The sequence below is a fragment of the Anaeromyxobacter terrae genome, assembly GCF_022690685.1.
In the GTDB taxonomy this organism is placed as follows: Bacteria; Myxococcota; Myxococcia; order Myxococcales; family Anaeromyxobacteraceae; genus Anaeromyxobacter; species Anaeromyxobacter terrae.
Map to the genome: position 1 here is coordinate 185,163 of NZ_JALCYY010000001.1, position 16,266 is coordinate 201,428.

Below are 16,266 nucleotides of genomic sequence, written 5' to 3' on the forward strand. Positions count from 1 at the left end.
ATGAACGGCTTCCCGACGAACGACTTCGTGGCGCTCCTCCCGATCGCGATCCTCACGGTCGGGGCGCTCGCGGTGCTCCTCAGCGAGGTGTTCCTCGTCTCGGGACGGCGCGGGTACCAGGCCGCGATCACGGTCGTGTTCGCCGTCGCCGCGGGGGCCGCGGCGGTCTTCCGGCCCTACTCCGGCTACGTGTTCAACCGCCAGGCGGTGGTCGACGACTTCTCCGCGTTCGTGACGGTGGTGGTGTGCGCAGGGCTCGCGCTCTCCGCGCTCGTCGGCGCGGGCTGGCTGCGCGCCCGGAACGCCGAGCGCGGTGAGTTCTACGGGCTCGCCCTGTTCGGCACGGCCGGCATGGCCCTGCTCGGCATGGCGACCGACCTCCTCGTCGCGTTCATCGCCATCGAGGTGATGAGCCTCGCGACCTACTCGCTCGCCGCCTACCTGCGCCGCGGGAAGCGCCCCTCCGAGGCGGCGTTCAAGTACCTCGTGCTCGGCGCCATCTCCTCGGCGCTCTTCCTCTACGGCTCGGCGCTGCTCTACGGGGCGTCCGGCTCCACGCTCTTCGGCGAGCTGGCCAAGGGGCGCGGTTCGCCCCTGTCCCTCGCCGGCCTGAGCCTGGTCGCCGCCGGCATCGCCTTCAAGATCGCGGCCGTCCCGTTCCACGCCTGGACCCCCGACGTCTACGAGGGCGCCCCGACGCCGGTGACCGCCTTCATGGCGGCCGGCGTGAAGGCGGCCGCGTTCGCGCTCCTCGCCCGCATCTTCCTCTCCGCGGAGGCGGGGACCGCCGCCCAGGCGACCGCGTTCTCCGGGGTCATCAGCGGCCTCGCCGTCCTGACGATGATCTTCGGGAACCTGCTCGCGGTGCCCCAGCGCTCCGTGAAGCGGATGCTCGCGTACTCCTCGGTGGCGCACGCCGGGTACCTCCTCGTCGGCGTCCTCTCCGCCTCGGTCGCGGGCGTGCGCGAGAAGGCGCTCGCGGGGCTGCTCTTCTACCTCGCCGCCTACGCGGCGACGGCGATCGGCGCCTTCACGGTGGTCGGCGCGCTCGAGCGGCGCTCCCGGCCCGACGACGAGCCGGCCGACGCGTGGGACCTCGAGCGGTTCGCGGGGCTCGCCCGGCGTCGCCCGGCCCTGGCCTTCGCGATGGCCGTCTTCCTGCTCTCGCTCGCGGGGATCCCGCCCACTGCCGGCTTCGTCGGGAAGCTCTACATCTTCCAGGCGGCCATCGGAGCGCAGCTCTACGGCCTCGCCATCCTCGGCGTCCTGACGAGCGCGATGGGCGTCTACTACTACCTCCGCGTCGTGGTCTACATGTACATGAGGCCGGCGGCCGGCGAGGCCGAGCCGCTCTCGTCCGCGGCGACGTCGGTCGCGCTGGCGGCGGCGGTCGCGGTGGTCGTGCTGCTCGGCATCGTCGCGGATCCGGTGATTCGCCTCGCCCAGGCGGCCGGCGCGATCCTGCTGTAGGCCTCTCCGACGATCCTCGACGCGCCCGCCGCGCCGCGAGCCCGCGGCGCCGGCGGGCGCGCGCACGTCAGGGACGCGGAATCAGGCGGGACGCGCGAGCGCCTCGGCGCCGAACGGCTTCGGGAGCGGCTGCGCGCAGGGGTGACGGCGCGCGGCGTGGACGAGGAGGTCCTCGTGAGGGCCCGTCACCACCGTGCGTGCGCCGGCAGCCGCCGCAGTCTCGAGCACGGCGTCCGAGCCGAGGAGGTGCGCGTCCACCACGCAGCAGTCGGGGCGCCCCGCGGCGATCCGGGCGAGGGCCTCTTCCGCGCTGCCCGCTGCGGCGACTGCGTGCCCGTCCAGCTTGAGCGCGATCGCGAGGGCCTCGCGGAAGTTGCGGTCACCGTCGACGATGAGGAACGAGGCCATGCGGCGGCGATCCGCGCGGAGAAAAAGAAAAAGAAGTGCAAAGCGCAGCTGAAGTGGCGGGGGGGGACCTCCTTCAACAGGCTGCTTTGCACTTCTCTTCGTGCAGGATGAGCAACATCGGTGCCATTCGGGGCCTTGCGCACCCGGACGGCGAGAAGCTGAGGAAGTCCAGCCAGATGGCGCGCACCAAGGGTGCGGCCGGGCGACCCTGGGCGCGACGTTCCACCCGCCGAGTTTGCAGGGCTGAAAAGTGCCTTTTCAGGAGTGAAACGCGGCGGGCGGCGGGAGACGCCGATCAGCTCGGGGGCAGCGCGCCCCGCGCGTCGATCGCGAGCCGCTTCATCCGCCGCCAGAGCGTCGTCGCGGAGACCCCGAGCTCGCGCGCCACGCGGCCGAGGTCGCCCTCGCACCGCGCGAGCGCTGCCTCGATGGCGCGCCGCTCGGCATCCTCCACCGCCTCGGCGAGCGTGCGGCGCTCCTCGTCGGCTTCGCGCGCGGCGTCGCCCATGGACTCGATGTGGACGTCGCCCGCGTGGATCTCGCGGCCGGGAGAGAGCGCCGCGGCCTGCTCGATCGCGTTCTCGAGCTCGCGCACGTTGCCGGGCCAGTCGTGATCGAGGAGCCGCGCGAGCGCCTCGGGCGTGAGGATCTTCCCCTCGGCGGTGCGGCGGTTGTAGCGCTGCACGAAGTGGGCGGCGAGGAGGGGGATGTCGTCGCGCCGCTCCCGGAGCGGCGGGATCCGGACCGGCACCACCGCCAGCCGGTAGTAGAGGTCCTCGCGGAAGCGGCGCTCGGAGATGGCGCGGCGCAGGTCCTGGTTCGTCGCCGCGATGATCCGCACGTCCACCTGCACCGGCGCCGACTCGCCCACCCGGCGGATCTCGCCCTCCTGCAGCGCGCGCAGGAGCTTCGCCTGGAAGCCCGGCGCCGTCTCGCCCACCTCGTCGATGAAGAGCGTCCCGCCGTTCGCCTCCTCGAACAGGCCGCGGCGGGCGCGGATCGCGCCGGTGAAGGCGCCCTTCGCGTGGCCGAAGAGCTCCGACTCGAGGAGCGTCTCGGTGATGGCTGCGCAGTTCACCGGCACGAACGGCTTGTCACCGCGGCGGCTCGCGACGTGGATCGCGCGGGCGACGAGCTCCTTGCCGGTGCCCGACTCCCCCGTCACGAGGACGGTCGCGTCGGTGGGCGCGATGCGCACCACGCGGTCGAGCACGTCCCGCATCGCGGCGGAGCGGCCGATCACGTGCTCGAGGCCGTAGCGCTTGCGGAACTCGCCCGCGAAGAGGCTCACCTCGCCGAGCAGGCGCCGCTTCTCGAGCGCCTTCGAGATGCGCAGGAGGAGCTCGTCCTCCTTGAACGGCTTCGCGAGGAAGTCGTAGGCGCCCTCCCGGATCGCGTCGACCGCCGACTCGATCGTGCCGTAGGCGGTCATCACGATGACCTGCGTCTCGGGGGCGAGCCGCTGCGTCGCCCGCAGCACCTCCATCCCGTCGACGCTCGGCATCCGCAGGTCGGTGAGGACGACGTCGAACGTCTCCTGCTGGATGCGCTGCACCGCGGCCGCGCCGTCCTCCGCCTCCTCCACAACGTGCCCGGCCTGGCGCAGCACGATGGCGGTCGTGGCGCGCATGTTCTTCTGATCGTCGACGACGAGGATCTTGCCGGTCGGGGGGGCGTTCGCGCCGGCGCGGCGCGCGAGGCCCGGATCGTCGTCGGGGCCGGCGACACCGGGGGGGAGCTCAACCATGGCCGGCCTCCTTCTCGATGGGGGACGCGCGCAGCGGCAGCCGGATGCGGAACGCCGTGCCGGCCCCCGGGCGGCTGTGCACGACGAGCTCGCCGCCGTGGCCGTCGACGATCCGCTTCACCACCGCGAGCCCCAGGCCGGTGCCGCTCGCCTTCGTCGTGAAGAACGGCTCGAAGATCCGGTGCCGGACCTCCTCGGGGATGCCGGGGCCGGTGTCCTCGACGTCGAGGGCGGCGGCGCCGTCGTCGCGCCGCAGGCGGACCGTGAGCCGGCCGCCGCGCGGCATCGCCTGCAGCGCGTTCACGGCGACGTTGATCACCGCCTGGCGCACGAGGCGCGCGTCCATGGGGACGGCCGGCAGGTCGGGATCCACCTCCCGACGGACCTCGACGCCCTGCGGGTTCTGGGCGAGCGCGGTCTGGATCGCCTCGTCGACGACGCGCTCGAGCCGCTCCGGGCGGAGCTGCGGCTCCGCGGGGCGGGCGAAGTCGAGCAGGTCGCCGACGATCCGGTTCAGCCGATCGGCCTCCTCGCCGACGATGTCGAGGAGCAGCTTCGCGTCGCCGGCGGGTCGGATGAGCCGGCGCAGCGAGCCGAGCGAGTTGAAGATCACGCCGAGGGGGTTGCGCACCTCGTGGGCGACCACGGCGGAGAGCTCGCCGAGCGCGGCGAGCCGCTCCTGCTGGATGAGCTGCCGCTGGGCGCGGGCGAGCTCCGCGTAGCTCTTGCGGAGGTCCTCGTAGAGCCGGGCGTTCTCCGCGGCCACGGCGAGCTGGTTCGAGATGGCGGCCGCGCGCTGGATCTCGCCGGGGGTGAAGCGGCGCGGTCCGCGCGTCTCGACGATGACCGCCGCGCCGATGGTGCGCTCGCGCACGAGGAGCGGGAGCACCAGCACCGCGCGGGCCCCCGTCAGCGTCCGCATCTCGGGCGTGACGCGAGGATCCAGCTCCACGTCCTCGATCGCGATGGGCTCGCGCCGCTCGAGGACGGTGCTCGCCAGCGCCGACGAGCCCAGGGGGAGGTGGCGCCCGAGCAGGCCGCGCAGCGGGCCGGCGACGGCACGGATCTCGGGGCCCGTCCCGTCACCGGCGCCGAGCGCGAGGAACGCAGCGGAGCACTCGACGATGCGGGCGAGGTTCTTCACGCCCTCGCCGAGCACCTGCTCGATGTCGAGGGTGGCGAGGGAGCGGCCGACGTCGTGGAGCAGCGCGAGCTCCTCGGCGCGGCGGCGGGTCTCGGAGTAGAGCCGTGCGTTGTCCACGGCGACGGCGAGCTGGCTCGCGATCGCCATGGCGCGGGAGAGCTCGCCAGGCGTGAAGGTGCGCTCCGCGTCCGCGCCGGCCACGAGCGCGACGCCGACCGGCTGGTCGCGGACGTGGAGCGGGACGGCGAGCACCGCGGCCTCGGAGGCGCCCGTGTCGGCGCGCCCGGCGAGCGGCGCGCGCGCCTCGAGGGCCGCCCGCGCGAGCGAGGGCTCCTCGAGGGAGAGCCGGTCCGCGCCGACCGGCTCTCCCCGGAACGCGGCGCGCCGCAGCACCTGCCCGCGCACGTCGCCGAGGAGGATCGTGCACGCCGGCACCTCGAGGGTGCGCATGAGCTGCTCCGCGCCCGCGCCGAGCACCTCCTCGAGCTCGAGCGAGGAGGAGACCACCCGCGCGACGTCGATGACCGCCGAGAGCTCGGCGAGCCGGTCGCGCGCGGCCTGGTACAGGCGGGCATTCTCGATCGCGACGGCGAGCTGGTTCGCCACCGCCGTCACCCGCTGGACGTCCGCCTCGGTGAACCGCCGCGCGCGGCGGGACTCCTCGATGATGAGCACGCCGAGCGGCTCGCCGCGCAGGAGCAGCGGCGCGAAGAGCATGGCCCGCGGCCCGAACCGGCGCCGGAGCTCCGCGTTGAGCTCGGGGCTGTCCTGGGCGTCGTCCACGATGATCGCCCGCCGCTCGCGGATGACGCGGAGGGAGACCCCGCCGTCGCGCAGCGCCCCGCGCAAGGCGCGCTCCTCCCCCTCGACCCCGGACCCCGCCGCGAGGTGCAGCTCGCTCCCCACCGGATCGTAGAGGACCACCGCGCCGCGGCTCGCGTCGAGCAGCCGGCGGGCCGCCTCGACCCCGTCGCGCAGCACCTGGTCGAGGTCGAGCGAGGCGGCCACGGTCCGGCCCATCTCGTTGAGGAGCGAGAGCTCCTCCACGCGGGCGCGCGCCTCGGCGTACAGCTCGGCGTTCTCGAGCCCGACGGCGAGCTCTCCGGCGAGCGCGTTCGCGAGCGCGAGCTCGGGCTCCCCGAAGGTCCTGCCGGGGTCATCGGCGATGAACAGGACGCCGCGCGTCGCCTCGCGCGAGGTCAGCGGGACGGCGAGGATCGCGAGGGGCGGCATCCCCGGCGCTGCGCCGAACGACGTGCGCGGGTCGCCCTTCACGTCGGCGCTCCAGGCCGGGGCGCGCCGCCGGAAGGCCTCCGCGGCGATGCCCTCCTCCTCGAGCGAGATCCGCATCCGCGCCGGGTCCATCGGCGCGCCGAACGCCGCCACGCCGCGCAGGGCGCGCCCGTCCTCCTCGACGAGCAGCACCGCCGCGGCGCGGGCGGAAAGGGCGCGCGCGACCTCGCGGCAGCCGTCCTCGAGCAGCGCCCGTACGTCGCCGGGCGCGTTGCCGAAGATCCTCAGCGCGAGGGCGTGGACCGCCTCGAGGTCGGAGAGCCGGCGGCGCACGTCCGAGAACAGGCGGGCGTTCTCGACCGAGACCCCGAGCTGCACGCCGATGGCGGAGAGGAGGCCGACGTCGCCGGGCTCGAGGTCTCGCCCGCCCGCGGGCCGGGCGAGGACGAGCGCCCCGAGCGCGTGCGTCTTCGCGAGGAGCGGGACGGCGACGAGCGGGCCGTCGCCCCGGGTGGCGCGGAACGCCTCCCACGCCTCGCCGCGCATGGCCGGATCGCGCCCGTCCACCGGGGCGAGGCGCGTCACCGCGAGGCCCGGGGCTCCCTCGCCGATCTGGAGCTGCGCGACCGCGCGCGCCGCCTCGGGCGCGAGGCCAACCCCGGAGACGAGCAGGAGCCGGTCGCCGTCTCGCAGGAACGCCGCGCCGCCGGCGTCGAGGGTGTCGCACACGCGGCGAAGCGCGGCATCGAGCAGCAGCACCGGGTCGAGCTGCGCCGACGCGAGCGCGAGGTCGTTGAGGAGGGTGAGCTCGCCCACGCGGCGGCGCAGGTCGCCGAGCAGCCCGTGAGACTCGATCGCGCCGGCGAAGTGGGCCCCCGCCGCGGCGAGTACGTCGAGACGCGACTGGGCCCGCTCCGGGCCGGTGCGGTACCCGGCGGTCATGACGCCGACCACGCGCGAGCGCGCCACGAGCGGCACCCAGGCGCTCGCCGCGAACCCGAGCCGCGCCACGAGCGCGCCGCCCGGATCGTCGGCGCGGGCCGCCACCACGCGCGCCGTGCGATCGCGGACCACGTCCGCGAGGGGCGAGGCGAGCGGGAGGCGGTCGACCTCGGCAGGCGGGTCGCCGGCGCCGTCGTGGAACCGGCAGACGAGCTCGCCGGCGCGATCGTCGAGCACGTAGATCCCGAGCGCGTCGCAGCCCGTGGCGGCGCGCACGAGCTCGGTCGCGCGCGCGAAGAAGCTCGGGAGATCCGCTGCGTCTCCGGCGATGGCGCCGAGCCGGTTCAGCGCGGCGAGCTCGGCGTTGCGGCGCGAGAGGTCGGCGATGATGCGCGCGGCGTCGAGCGCGGCGGCCACCTGCGCGCCGAAGAGCCGCACCGCGGCGACGTCGCCGCGGTCGAGCCAGTCGCCCGCGATGACGAGGTAGTGCCGGATGGCGGTGCGCTCGTCGAGGCGGACCGCGATGGCGCGGGTGAGGCCGAGCGCGACCACGCTCGCGCGCGCGACCTCGGCCCGCAGGTCGCCCACGAACCCCGCGACCTCGGTGCCCCAGTCGTCGGAGTACGCCACGCCGTCCGACCACACCGCGCGGGAGAACGATCCCCACGCGCCCACGCGGCCGACGAGAACGGCCGTCTTCTCCCCGAACTCGGCCTCGATCGCCGGCGCGGGCGCCGCCCACTCCAGGCGCACGCCGTCCGCCTCCGGGCGCATGAGGAGCGAGGTGAGCCCGACCGCGCGCAGGCCGTCGCGGACGCGCTCGAACACCGCCGCCTCGCTTCGCTCGCGCTGGATGGCCGCGCCGAGCGCGGCGAGCGCCTCGAGGCGGGGGCGGCGGTCGGCGCGCGCCGAGACGTCCCGGACGCGCACCAGCACGTCCCGGCCGTCGACGTCCACCCTGAGCTCGACCGACCGGCGCCCGCCGCCGGGCAGCGCGAGGGCGACCTCGTACTCGGCCGGGGTCGGCTCTCCGCGGAGCCGGCGGGCGTAGCGGTCCGCCGTGCGGGCCCGGTCCTCGGGGGCGAGGAGCTCGAACGCGTTCGCGCCGACGAGCGCCGCGCTCGTGCTCTCGAGGAGCGCCGCCACGAGCGGGCTCGCGTACAGGATCCGGCCCTGACGGATGACGACCGTGCCGACGGACTCGAGCGGCGCCTCGGTCATGCGCGCCCCTCGCCGCGCAGCACGCGCTTCTCGCCCACCCGCAGCGTGACCTTCTCGCGATCGAAGTACTCGGCGAGCGGGATGACGTGCTTGCGGGTGGCGCCGACGAGGTCCTTGAACTCCTGGGTGGTGATCTCGCGCCGCTCGCGCAGGAACGCGACGAGCCGCTCCCTCAGCGCTCCGACCGCGACCGCGTCGAACCAGAGCTCCGCGCTCGCCCGGACGACGCGCCCCTCGGCGAGGAGGAGCTTCAGGACCGCCTGCACGTCCTCCGGCGCTCCTCCGACGAGCAGCGGCAGCTCCGCGAGCCAGGCCGGGGTGAGGCCGCCCCTCGCGAGGGCCTGCGCGACCTTCTCCTTCAGCGCGCCCGCCCCGGCGCCGGACGCGGCGGCGTGCCCCTTCCTGCGGACGTGGTCGCCCTCGACGACGAGCTCGCCCTTCTCCGCGAGCTGGGCGAGGAGCCGCTGGAACAGGCGCGGATCGGTGATGGGGGGCAGGCTCCCGCGCAGCTCCTCGCGGCCGACGCCCGCCGCGAGCGGACGCCCGGCGTGGAACGCCTCGACCGCGGCGACGAGCCGGCGCGCGAGCTCGTGCGCGACCGGCCCGCCGACGTACGCGCGCCGCTCGCGGTCGAAGAGCACCGCGCCGCCCTTCGCGCCGAGCCGGTCGAGCGCGCCCTGCGCCGCCTTGGGCGCGAGCGCGGTCCGCCCCACGAGGCCCGGGAGGTCGAGCCCGGCCGGTCCGGCCAGCTCGAGCACGGCCGCGACGCGCGCGTCGGCGTCGCCGCGGGCGAGCACCTCGAGCTGCCGCAGGGCGTCGGGCCGCCCGCGGCGGCGGCGCGGCGCGGCGATCGCGAGGACGCGCCCGCCGCCGACGGTCTTGCCGCGCCCCTCGAGCACCGTGAACCCGCGCAGGATGAAGCGCTGTCCGGGGAGCGCGGCGACCGGCTCTCCGAGGCGGAGCTGCGCGAAGGCGGTCTCCCCGGGCCGCAGCTCGGCGCGGTCCAGGAGCGCGACCGCTGCCGGGACCTGGGCGGTGCCGACGTGGAGCAGGAGCTTCGCGCGGTGCTTGAGCGGGCGCGGCGCGGCGGGGAGGAGCGTCAACTCGGCGTCGAGGATCGACGACGCGGGCACGACGCCCGCGTGCACGAGCGCCTGGCCCCGCGCGATCGCGGCGGGCTCGATGCCGGGGAGGTTCACCGCGGTGCGCTGGCCGGCGAGCGCGCGCGGCGCGCCCTTGCCGTGCACCTGCACGCTCCGGACGCGGAGCACCGGCGCGCCCTGGGGCGACGGCAGGAGCACCGCCTCGTCGCCCTCGGCGATCTGCCCGGAGAGGAGCGTCCCGGTGACCACCGTCCCGAAGCCCTTCATGGAGAAGGCCCGATCGATGGGCAGGAACACCGGCCCGTCCGCCGGACGCTCCGTCACCTCGCCTGCGAGGCGGGCGATCTCGGCGCGGAGCCGGTCGAGCCCCTCACCCGTCGCGGAGGACACCGGCAGCACCGCGGCGCCCTCGAGGAACGTCCCCTTCGTGGCCTCGCGGATGTCCTGCTCGAGGAGGGGCAGCCAGTCGGCGCCCAGCTCGGGGAGGAGGTCCGACTTCGTCACCGCCACGAGCCCGCGCGGCACGCCCAGGAGGCGGCAGATGTCGAGGTGCTCGCGGGTCTGGGGCATGACGCCCTCGTCCGCCGCGATGACCAGGACGACGAGATCGATCCCGCCCGCGCCGGCGGCCATGGCGCGAACGAACCGCTCGTGGCCGGGCACGTCCACGACGCCCGCCACGGTGCCGTCGGGCAGGGCGAGGTGCGCGAACCCGAGCTCGATGGTGATGCCGCGCCGCTTCTCCTCGCGCAGCCGGTCGGGATCGATCCCCGTGAGCGCCCGGACGAGCGAGCTCTTGCCGTGATCGATGTGTCCGGCGGTGCCGACGACGACGCGCTTCATGTGCTCCCCGGTGGCGGCCCCCGGGCCCCCCCGAACCTCTGCGTTATGGCGCCCGCCGCTTGCGTGGAGCCGTCGCGAGACGCGCGATGCCGTCGCCGAGCCGGGCGCTCCGAGGAATGAGCACCGCAGGCGTGCCTGGAAGGCACGTCGAGGAGCGCAATGACGAGGCCGCCCGGCGCAGGCAGGCAGCGTGCGTCGCAGCAGGCTCCATGCGAGCGGGTGGCGCCATCAAACCCCGACCTCGCCCGGATCGACGCCGCCCGACTCGCCGCCGTCGAGCTGGTAGTCCCAGCCGAACAGGACGAGCTCGTCGGTCTCGATGAAGGAGAAGTCGGGCCGCGCGCCGTCGGGCCGGACCACGAGCACCGCGGTGCGCACCTCGCGCGCGCCCGCCTTGCGGGTGACCGCGCGCGCCTTCGCGAGCGTCGCGCCGCTCGCCGCGACGTCGTCGACCACGAGCGCCTTCTTGCGCGAGAGGTCGGGCAGCTCGACCACCGGCTCCGGCAGCGGCGCGGCGTCGCGCCGGCGCTTCTCGATGCGCACCGGGTAGAAGTCCACGCCCAGCGCGGCGGCGAGCGCCCCGCCCACGAACACGCCGCCCTTCGCGACGCCGACGACCACGTCCGGCCGGTACCGCGCTGCGATCTTCTGGGCGAGGCCGCGCGCGACCTCGCCGAAGGCGGCCCAGCCGATCTCGCGCACCGCCTTCTTGGGCGCGCGCTTCATGCGCGCGGGCGCGGCGAGCCGGTCCATGGCGAAGCCGTCGGCGACACCCATGCCGAGCGGGTGATCGGCCATGGGCGCGACGTGCCGGGTCTTGCGCGTCGCCGCGCCGCGGCGGGGCTTCGCGCCGGCGCGGGCCGGCTTCGCCGGGCGGCGCTTCGCGGGGGCGGCGGTCTTCCTCTTCTTCGAGGTCGGGATGGCGGTCCTCCGGGAGGGGGGGCCGTTCGTCCGGCCCGGCAGGGGAGCAGAATCTACCACAGCCGTGCTCACCCGCTCGCCTCGCGCTCCCCCAGCCGCCGCGCGATGTCACGGAGCGCCGCCTCGTCGACGACGTACCGCGAGCGGCAGAACTCGCAGGTGATCACGGCCTGCTTCTCCGTCGCGAGCACCTCGAGCACGCCCTCGCGACCGAGCGCGGAAACCGCCGAGCGCGCGCGGGCGTCGCTGCACCCGCACCGGTAGGCCACCTCGCCGTCGGCGAGCAGCTCGAAGCCGTCGCCGCCGATCTCCGAGATGACCTCCTGGGCCGAGGCGCCCCGGGCGAGCGCCTCGGGGAGCGCGCCCGCGAGGAGCCGGGCGCGCGCCGCCTCGATCGCCGCGTCGTCGCCGTCCGGGAGGCGTTGCAGGAGCACCCCCGCCACCTCGCCGAGCGGCTCGCCCTCACGCGGCACGACGGCGACGTCCACGGCCGTCGCCACCTGCTCGCTCGCCGCGAACCAGCGGCGGAGGTCGTCGGGGAGGTCGAAGGCGACGAGCTCGACGGCGCTGCGGTAGTGCTGGCCGTCGCCGAGCTGCCGCAGGACCGACAGGAAGCCCGAGCCGCCGAGCGCCGCGCGCGCGCCGCGTGCCGGGTCCCCGGGGAAGTTCACGGTCGGGCGCCGGACGTAGCCGCGCACGTTCCCGTCGTGGTCGGCGTCCACGAACAGCCCGGAGAGCGGGCCGTCGCACTCGAGCTGCAGGTTCACGCGCCCCCGCTCCTTCTGCAGGGCGCCGAGCAAGGCGCCGGCGGTGAGCGCCTGCGCGAACAGGTGGGCGCTCGTCGGGTAGAGGCCGTGGAGCATGCGCGCCATCCGGGCGGTGTCGCCCACGCGGACGAACACGGCGCGAAGCCCAGGCTCCGGGAAGAGGCCGCGGCAGAGACGATCGGACATCCCGCAGATTCTGTCCGGATGCCCGGCGCGGCGCTACCTCAACGACCCTCGCCGGGTCGCGGCCGAGGTCTCGCCCCTGGCGTCAGCGCGGCAGGATCGCGACGAGCGCGAGCCCGAGCTGTGGGGCTGGCGGCTTCTCGCTCGCCGCCTCGCCGATGAGCTCGATGGCGGCCTTGCCGGCGATCGGCAGCCGCTGGTTCTCGCGGAGGCATCCCACGTCGCCGCGGTACATCGGCGGTCCGCCCCGCGTGAGATCGAACGAGCAGCTCCCGTAGCGGCCCTTGATCTTCTTCGCGTCGACCGAGAGGCGGACCCGGTACCCGTAGAACAGCCCCTCGACGTCCGTCTTGCCGTTCTTCTGCTTGAACGAGAGGTTCACGTTCGGGCCGGAGAGCTTCGTGTCGCCGCCGTAGAGGCTCACGTCCTGGCCGGCGATGTCGCCCGCCCAGCTGCCGTCCTCCCGGCGGGTGAGGTTCACGGCCGGTCCCACGATGCGGGTCTCGTCGAACGAGGCCCCGCTGCCCAGACCGGCGGAGGCGTGGAAGCGGACCTCGCCCTTCGCCTCGAAGGGCGGCTCCTGGGCGACGACGGGCGACGCGGCGAGCGCGCCGAGCAGCAGGATCGACGGGAAGGTGCGCATGCGATCACCCATAGCAGAGGGCGATCCGGCTACGCCACGACGTCACGGATGGTCTCCCGCAAGGACGCCGGAGGGCTCCGCCCGCCTCCCGCACGAGCGGGAGCCATCCCTCCGTCAGTGTGGCAGGATGGCCACGAGCGCGAGGCCGAGCTGGGCCGCGGGCGGCGTGTCTCTGGCCGCCTCGCCGATGAGCTCGACCGCCACCGTGCCCGAGAGCGGCGAGCTCCGGGATTCGTTGGAGTCGATCTGCAGGCGCCTCGGATGCAGCTCGTCGACCACGGGTTCGGGCCGCTCCCAAGGGTCCTTGCGCCGCTCGTCCCCCCGGATGCAGCCCACGTTGCCGCTGTACATCGGAGGACCGTCGCGCGTCAGGTCGAAGGTGCAGGTACCGTAGCGGCCCTTGAGCTTCCTTCCGTCCACTGACAGCCGGACGCGGGAACCGTAGAAGAGCCCCTCGACCTCCGTCTTGCCGCTCTTCTGCTTGAACGAGAGGTTCACGTTCGGGCCGGAGAGCTTCGACTTGCTCCCGGCGAGGCTCACGTCCTGGCCGGCGATGTTCCCCGCCCAGCCGCGGTCGCTGTGGGTGAGGTTGACGGTGGGTCCCACGATGCGGTCCTGGTCGAACGTGGCGCCGCTGCCCAGGCCGCCGGAGGCGTGGAACCGGACCTCTCCGGTGGGCTTGGAGGGGGCGTCCTGCGCGAGGGCGGGGGGGCCGGCGAGCGCGGCCAGCAGCAGGGTCACGGATCGTGCGGGCATGCCGTCACCGATAGCAGAATTCGAGCCCGCTACACCACGGCGCGGATGGTGTCCCGGAGGGATGTCGCCGGGACCCAGCCCGCCTCTCGCACGAAGCGGGACCCGTCCACGACGCAGAGGTACTGGATGTGGTCCACCTCCTCCGGCGGGAAGCTCGTGAGCCGCGCCTCGAAGGCGCGGCGAAGCAGCGTGCGGACGAGGAGGTGGGGCACCGGGATGGGGTGACGGCCCAGCTCGCGCAGGATCGCGGAGAGCGGGAGCTGGCCCGGCCCGGTCACGTTGAAGACGCCGCGCAGGCCGGGGCGGAGCGCGAGCGCGAGCGCGCGGCACACGTCCTCTTCGTGGATGATCTGGACCATCGGATCGAAGCCGAGGACCGTGACCGGCCGCTCGAGGCGGAGGTAGTTCGAGGGCGCGTTGCGCACCGTCGGGCCGACGATGTTCACCGGGCGCAGGATGACCGTCTCGAGCTCGGGGTGCTTCCACATGAACGACTGCGCGTACATGTCGAGCTCGATGAGGTCGCGCATCTCGCTGAACCGCTCCCCCGCCATGAGCGGGGTCTCCTCGGGGAGGAAGTTCGAGTTGTCGGGGCGCGGGCCGTAGACGTTCGCCGAGGAGAGCACGACCGCCTTCTTCACGCCGTGGCGGACGCACAGGTCGAGGATCTTGTGCGTGCCGAGGACGTTGAACGAGTGGGCCTCGCTCCGCAGCTCGCGGGGATCGTGCATGATCCCGAGGTGGATGAGCGCCTCGGGCCGGTGGCGGCGGAACACCTCCTCGACCCGCGCCTTGCGGATGTCGAGCTGGTGGTGGGCGAGGTCCTTGGGCTTCCCGGGGAACGGGCGGCGGTCGAGGCCCACGACGTGCGTCTCGGTGTGAAGGAGCTTCGCGAGCGCGCGGCCCAGGTTCCCGGAGATCCCGGTCACGAGGACCTTGCGCGGCATGCCGGGGAAGGTGATGGGCTCGGTGCGGGTCGCCACGGCGGCTCCTACCAGAACACGTGCTTGCGCTCGGCGAGGCCGCGCTCGAGCAGCGCGCTCACCGCCGCCTGCACCTCTCCCACCTTGCGCTCGAGCTCGGCGTCGTCCTCGTCCGGCGAGCCCGTGAACCGGAGCGGCTCGCCGAAGTGGATGTGGTAGCGCGAGGGGAGCGGGAAGGGGAGGAGGGTGGGGGTGATGGGGAAGGCGGGAAACGCGAGCAGGCGCGCGAGCGGCTTCAGATCGAGCAGCGCCGGGGCCTGCTCCTCGGCGCCGACCACGCCGACCGGCACGATGGGCGCGCCCGACTCGAGCGCGAGCCGCATGAAGCCCGGGCCGAAGCGGCGGAGCCGGTAGCGCTCCTTGAACGGCTTGTTGAGCCCGCGGACGCCCTCGGGGAAGACGAGGATCGCCTCGTCCGCCGCGAGGAGGCGCCGGCAGTTCTCCGGCGTGCCCACGATCTGGCCGCAGCGCGCCATGAAGGTCGAGACGAACGGGAGCGTCGGGACCCACTTCTCGACGAGCGCTCGGAGGACGCGCGGCGGATCCTTCTCGAGGAGGAGCGCGACCTCGATCATCGCCGCGTCGAACGGGAGCTGGCCCGAGTGGTTCGACACGAGGACGACGCGGCCCTCCGCCGGGACCCGCTCGACGCCGTGGAGCTCCACCCGGAAGTACTTGCGGTAGAGCCACGCGAGCGGCGCGGTCGCGGCGACGGTGTAGTCGAGGTCGAAGCCGTAGGGGTCGACCCCGAACTCGTTCGCGGGCGCCGTGATCTTGTCGAGGCGGGCGCGGGTGCCGGGGCCGCCGAGCTCGTACGTCCACGCCTTGAGCCGCGCGCGCACGGCCTCCGACAACTCCGACATTCCCTCCGTTTACCACGGGCCTGCTTCCTTGAAGGGGCCGCGGACCGGGTGCTACCTTCCGTGACCCCGAGGGCTCTCTCGCCTGCCCGCCGGAGACGTCCCGCCGCACCGGAAGGAACGCGACATGAGGGTCGGCTGCCCCCACTGCCACGCCGCCTACAACATCGACGACCGGCGCATCCCCGCGACGGGGCTGAACGTCCGGTGCCCGAAGTGCCGCGAGACTTTCCCGGTCCGTCCGGCCGGCGCGGACGGCGGCGACGGCGCCCGGCAGGCGGGGAGCGCGCCCGTGCCGCTCCCGGGCAAGGCGGAGGGCTCCGTCCCGCTCCCGTCTCCCGCCAGCACCGGGGTTCCGCTCCCCGCCCCGCGCTCCGGTGCGGGCGGGGTGCCGCTCCCGCCGCCTGTCCCGGCCAGGCCAGGGCAAAATGATCCGTTCGCGCCCGCGGCGACGCCCGCCGCGGATCCGTTCGGAGCCGACGTCCCCGACGCCACGGCGGACGCGGTCGAGGCCACGCCCGACGGTGCGCTCGGCTTCGGCGAGGTCGAGCTCGGGGCGGGACCGCCTGCCGCCGTCCCTGCGGCGCCCGCGTTCCCCTCGCTCGACGACACCGACCCGTTCGCGCCTGCCCCGGGCGCTCCACCGTTCGGCGCGGCTCCGCCCCCCGCGGCGGCGCCGGCAGAGGCCGATCCGTTCGGGTCGGCGACGCCCCCCGCATCGGCCTCGCCCGCGGCTCCGCCTGCCCCGCGCGGCGAGGACCTCGAGATGCTGTTCGGGGAGGGCGCGAGCGCGCCGGCCTCCGGCGGCGCCCGATACCGGGTGCGCCTGGCGTCCGGCAAGGTCGTGGGGCCGTTCGACAGGAAGCGCGTGCTGGACCTCCTCTCGCGCGGCGAGCTCACCGGCAAGGAGGAGGTCTGCCAGGACGGGGAGGACGCGTGGGCCCCGCTCCGCGAGGTGGAGGCCTTATCGGAGGCGGTCTCCGGGGGCGCGGACTCGCGGCGCCGCGGCTCGCTCTTGCCGAAGCTCGGGCGCGGGGGCGGC

General features: G+C 74.8%; 12 protein-coding genes and 2 pseudogenes. 2 read left to right on the forward strand and 12 right to left on the reverse strand.

The window, feature by feature from the left end:
- Positions 1–1,470, forward strand: coding sequence for an NADH-quinone oxidoreductase subunit N (locus tag MNY62_RS00755; protein ID WP_242342173.1), 1,470 nt, complete (start codon positions 1–3; stop codon positions 1,468–1,470).
- 81 nt (positions 1,471–1,551) lie between these two features.
- Here the strand turns inward: MNY62_RS00755 and MNY62_RS00760 are convergent, their stop codons facing one another.
- The 12 genes and pseudogenes from MNY62_RS00760 to MNY62_RS00805 form a co-directional block, all read right to left on the reverse strand.
- Positions 1,552–1,878 (reverse strand): response regulator, encoded by a 327-nt coding sequence (locus MNY62_RS00760; protein ID WP_242342174.1) that lies wholly within the window; start codon positions 1,876–1,878, stop codon positions 1,552–1,554.
- Positions 1,879–2,173: 295 nt separating this feature from the next.
- Positions 2,174–3,625, reverse strand: coding sequence for a sigma-54-dependent transcriptional regulator (locus MNY62_RS00765; RefSeq protein ID WP_242342175.1), 1,452 nt, complete (start codon positions 3,623–3,625; stop codon positions 2,174–2,176).
- Positions 3,618–6,818, reverse strand: coding sequence for a GAF domain-containing protein (locus tag MNY62_RS00770; protein ID WP_408628808.1), 3,201 nt, complete (start codon positions 6,816–6,818; stop codon positions 3,618–3,620). The genes MNY62_RS00765 and MNY62_RS00770 overlap by 8 nt, the downstream gene beginning before the upstream one ends.
- A gap of 21 nt (positions 6,819–6,839) precedes the next feature.
- Positions 6,840–7,718, reverse strand: a pseudogene (locus MNY62_RS25655) (GAF domain-containing protein); the annotation flags it as partial.
- A 192-nt stretch (positions 7,719–7,910) separates the two neighbouring features.
- Positions 7,911–8,165 (reverse strand): annotated as a pseudogene (locus MNY62_RS25660) (PAS domain S-box protein); the annotation flags it as partial.
- Positions 8,162–10,111, reverse strand: coding sequence for a selenocysteine-specific translation elongation factor (gene selB, locus MNY62_RS00775; protein ID WP_242342177.1), 1,950 nt, complete (start codon positions 10,109–10,111; stop codon positions 8,162–8,164). The gene selB and the pseudogene MNY62_RS25660, both read right to left, overlap by 4 nt.
- 228 nt (positions 10,112–10,339) lie before the next feature.
- Positions 10,340–11,104 carry a phosphoribosyltransferase gene (locus MNY62_RS00780; protein ID WP_242342178.1) on the reverse strand — a complete coding sequence of 255 codons (765 nt, stop codon included), beginning with the start codon at positions 11,102–11,104 and terminating at the stop codon, positions 10,340–10,342.
- Complete coding sequence (hslO, locus tag MNY62_RS00785) at positions 11,101–11,985, reverse strand: Hsp33 family molecular chaperone HslO (protein WP_242342179.1); 885 nt, start codon at positions 11,983–11,985, stop codon at positions 11,101–11,103. The genes MNY62_RS00780 and hslO overlap by 4 nt, the downstream gene beginning before the upstream one ends.
- 82 nt (positions 11,986–12,067) lie before the next feature.
- Positions 12,068–12,625 carry a hypothetical protein gene (locus MNY62_RS00790; RefSeq protein ID WP_242342180.1) on the reverse strand — a complete coding sequence of 186 codons (558 nt, stop codon included), beginning with the start codon at positions 12,623–12,625 and terminating at the stop codon, positions 12,068–12,070.
- Positions 12,626–12,739: 114 nt separating this feature from the next.
- Entirely contained in the window at positions 12,740–13,381 is a 642-nt protein-coding gene (locus MNY62_RS00795) for a hypothetical protein (protein ID WP_242342181.1), read from the reverse strand.
- 29 nt (positions 13,382–13,410) lie between these two features.
- Positions 13,411–14,328, reverse strand: a complete 918-nt coding sequence (locus MNY62_RS00800; RefSeq protein ID WP_242342187.1) for an SDR family oxidoreductase — start codon at positions 14,326–14,328, stop codon at positions 13,411–13,413.
- Positions 14,329–14,372: 44 nt separating this feature from the next.
- Positions 14,373–15,227, reverse strand: coding sequence for a lysophospholipid acyltransferase family protein (locus MNY62_RS00805; RefSeq protein ID WP_242342182.1), 855 nt, complete (start codon positions 15,225–15,227; stop codon positions 14,373–14,375).
- Between the two features lie 124 nt (positions 15,228–15,351).
- On the opposite strand from MNY62_RS00805, the gene MNY62_RS25540 reads away from it, so the two are divergent.
- On the forward strand, positions 15,352–16,266 hold a 915-nt coding region (locus tag MNY62_RS25540; RefSeq protein WP_279426190.1), incomplete at its 3' end, for a zinc-ribbon domain-containing protein.

What these genes read in the sequence shown, in the direction of transcription:
- MNY62_RS00755 (WP_242342173.1), top strand. Translation starts at nt 1, where the DNA reads ATGAACGGCTTCCCGACGAACGACTTCGTGGCGCTCCTCCCGATCGCG.
- MNY62_RS00760 (WP_242342174.1), bottom strand. Translation starts at nt 1,878, where the DNA reads ATGGCCTCGTTCCTCATCGTCGACGGTGACCGCAACTTCCGCGAGGCC.
- MNY62_RS00765 (WP_242342175.1), bottom strand. Translation starts at nt 3,625, where the DNA reads ATGGTTGAGCTCCCCCCCGGTGTCGCCGGCCCCGACGACGATCCGGGC.
- selB (WP_242342177.1), bottom strand. Translation starts at nt 10,111, where the DNA reads ATGAAGCGCGTCGTCGTCGGCACCGCCGGACACATCGATCACGGCAAG.
- hslO (WP_242342179.1), bottom strand. Translation starts at nt 11,985, where the DNA reads ATGTCCGATCGTCTCTGCCGCGGCCTCTTCCCGGAGCCTGGGCTTCGC.
- MNY62_RS00790 (WP_242342180.1), bottom strand. Translation starts at nt 12,625, where the DNA reads ATGCGCACCTTCCCGTCGATCCTGCTGCTCGGCGCGCTCGCCGCGTCG.
- MNY62_RS00795 (WP_242342181.1), bottom strand. Translation starts at nt 13,381, where the DNA reads ATGCCCGCACGATCCGTGACCCTGCTGCTGGCCGCGCTCGCCGGCCCC.
- MNY62_RS00800 (WP_242342187.1), bottom strand. Translation starts at nt 14,328, where the DNA reads ATGCCGCGCAAGGTCCTCGTGACCGGGATCTCCGGGAACCTGGGCCGC.
- MNY62_RS00805 (WP_242342182.1), bottom strand. Translation starts at nt 15,227, where the DNA reads ATGTCGGAGTTGTCGGAGGCCGTGCGCGCGCGGCTCAAGGCGTGGACG.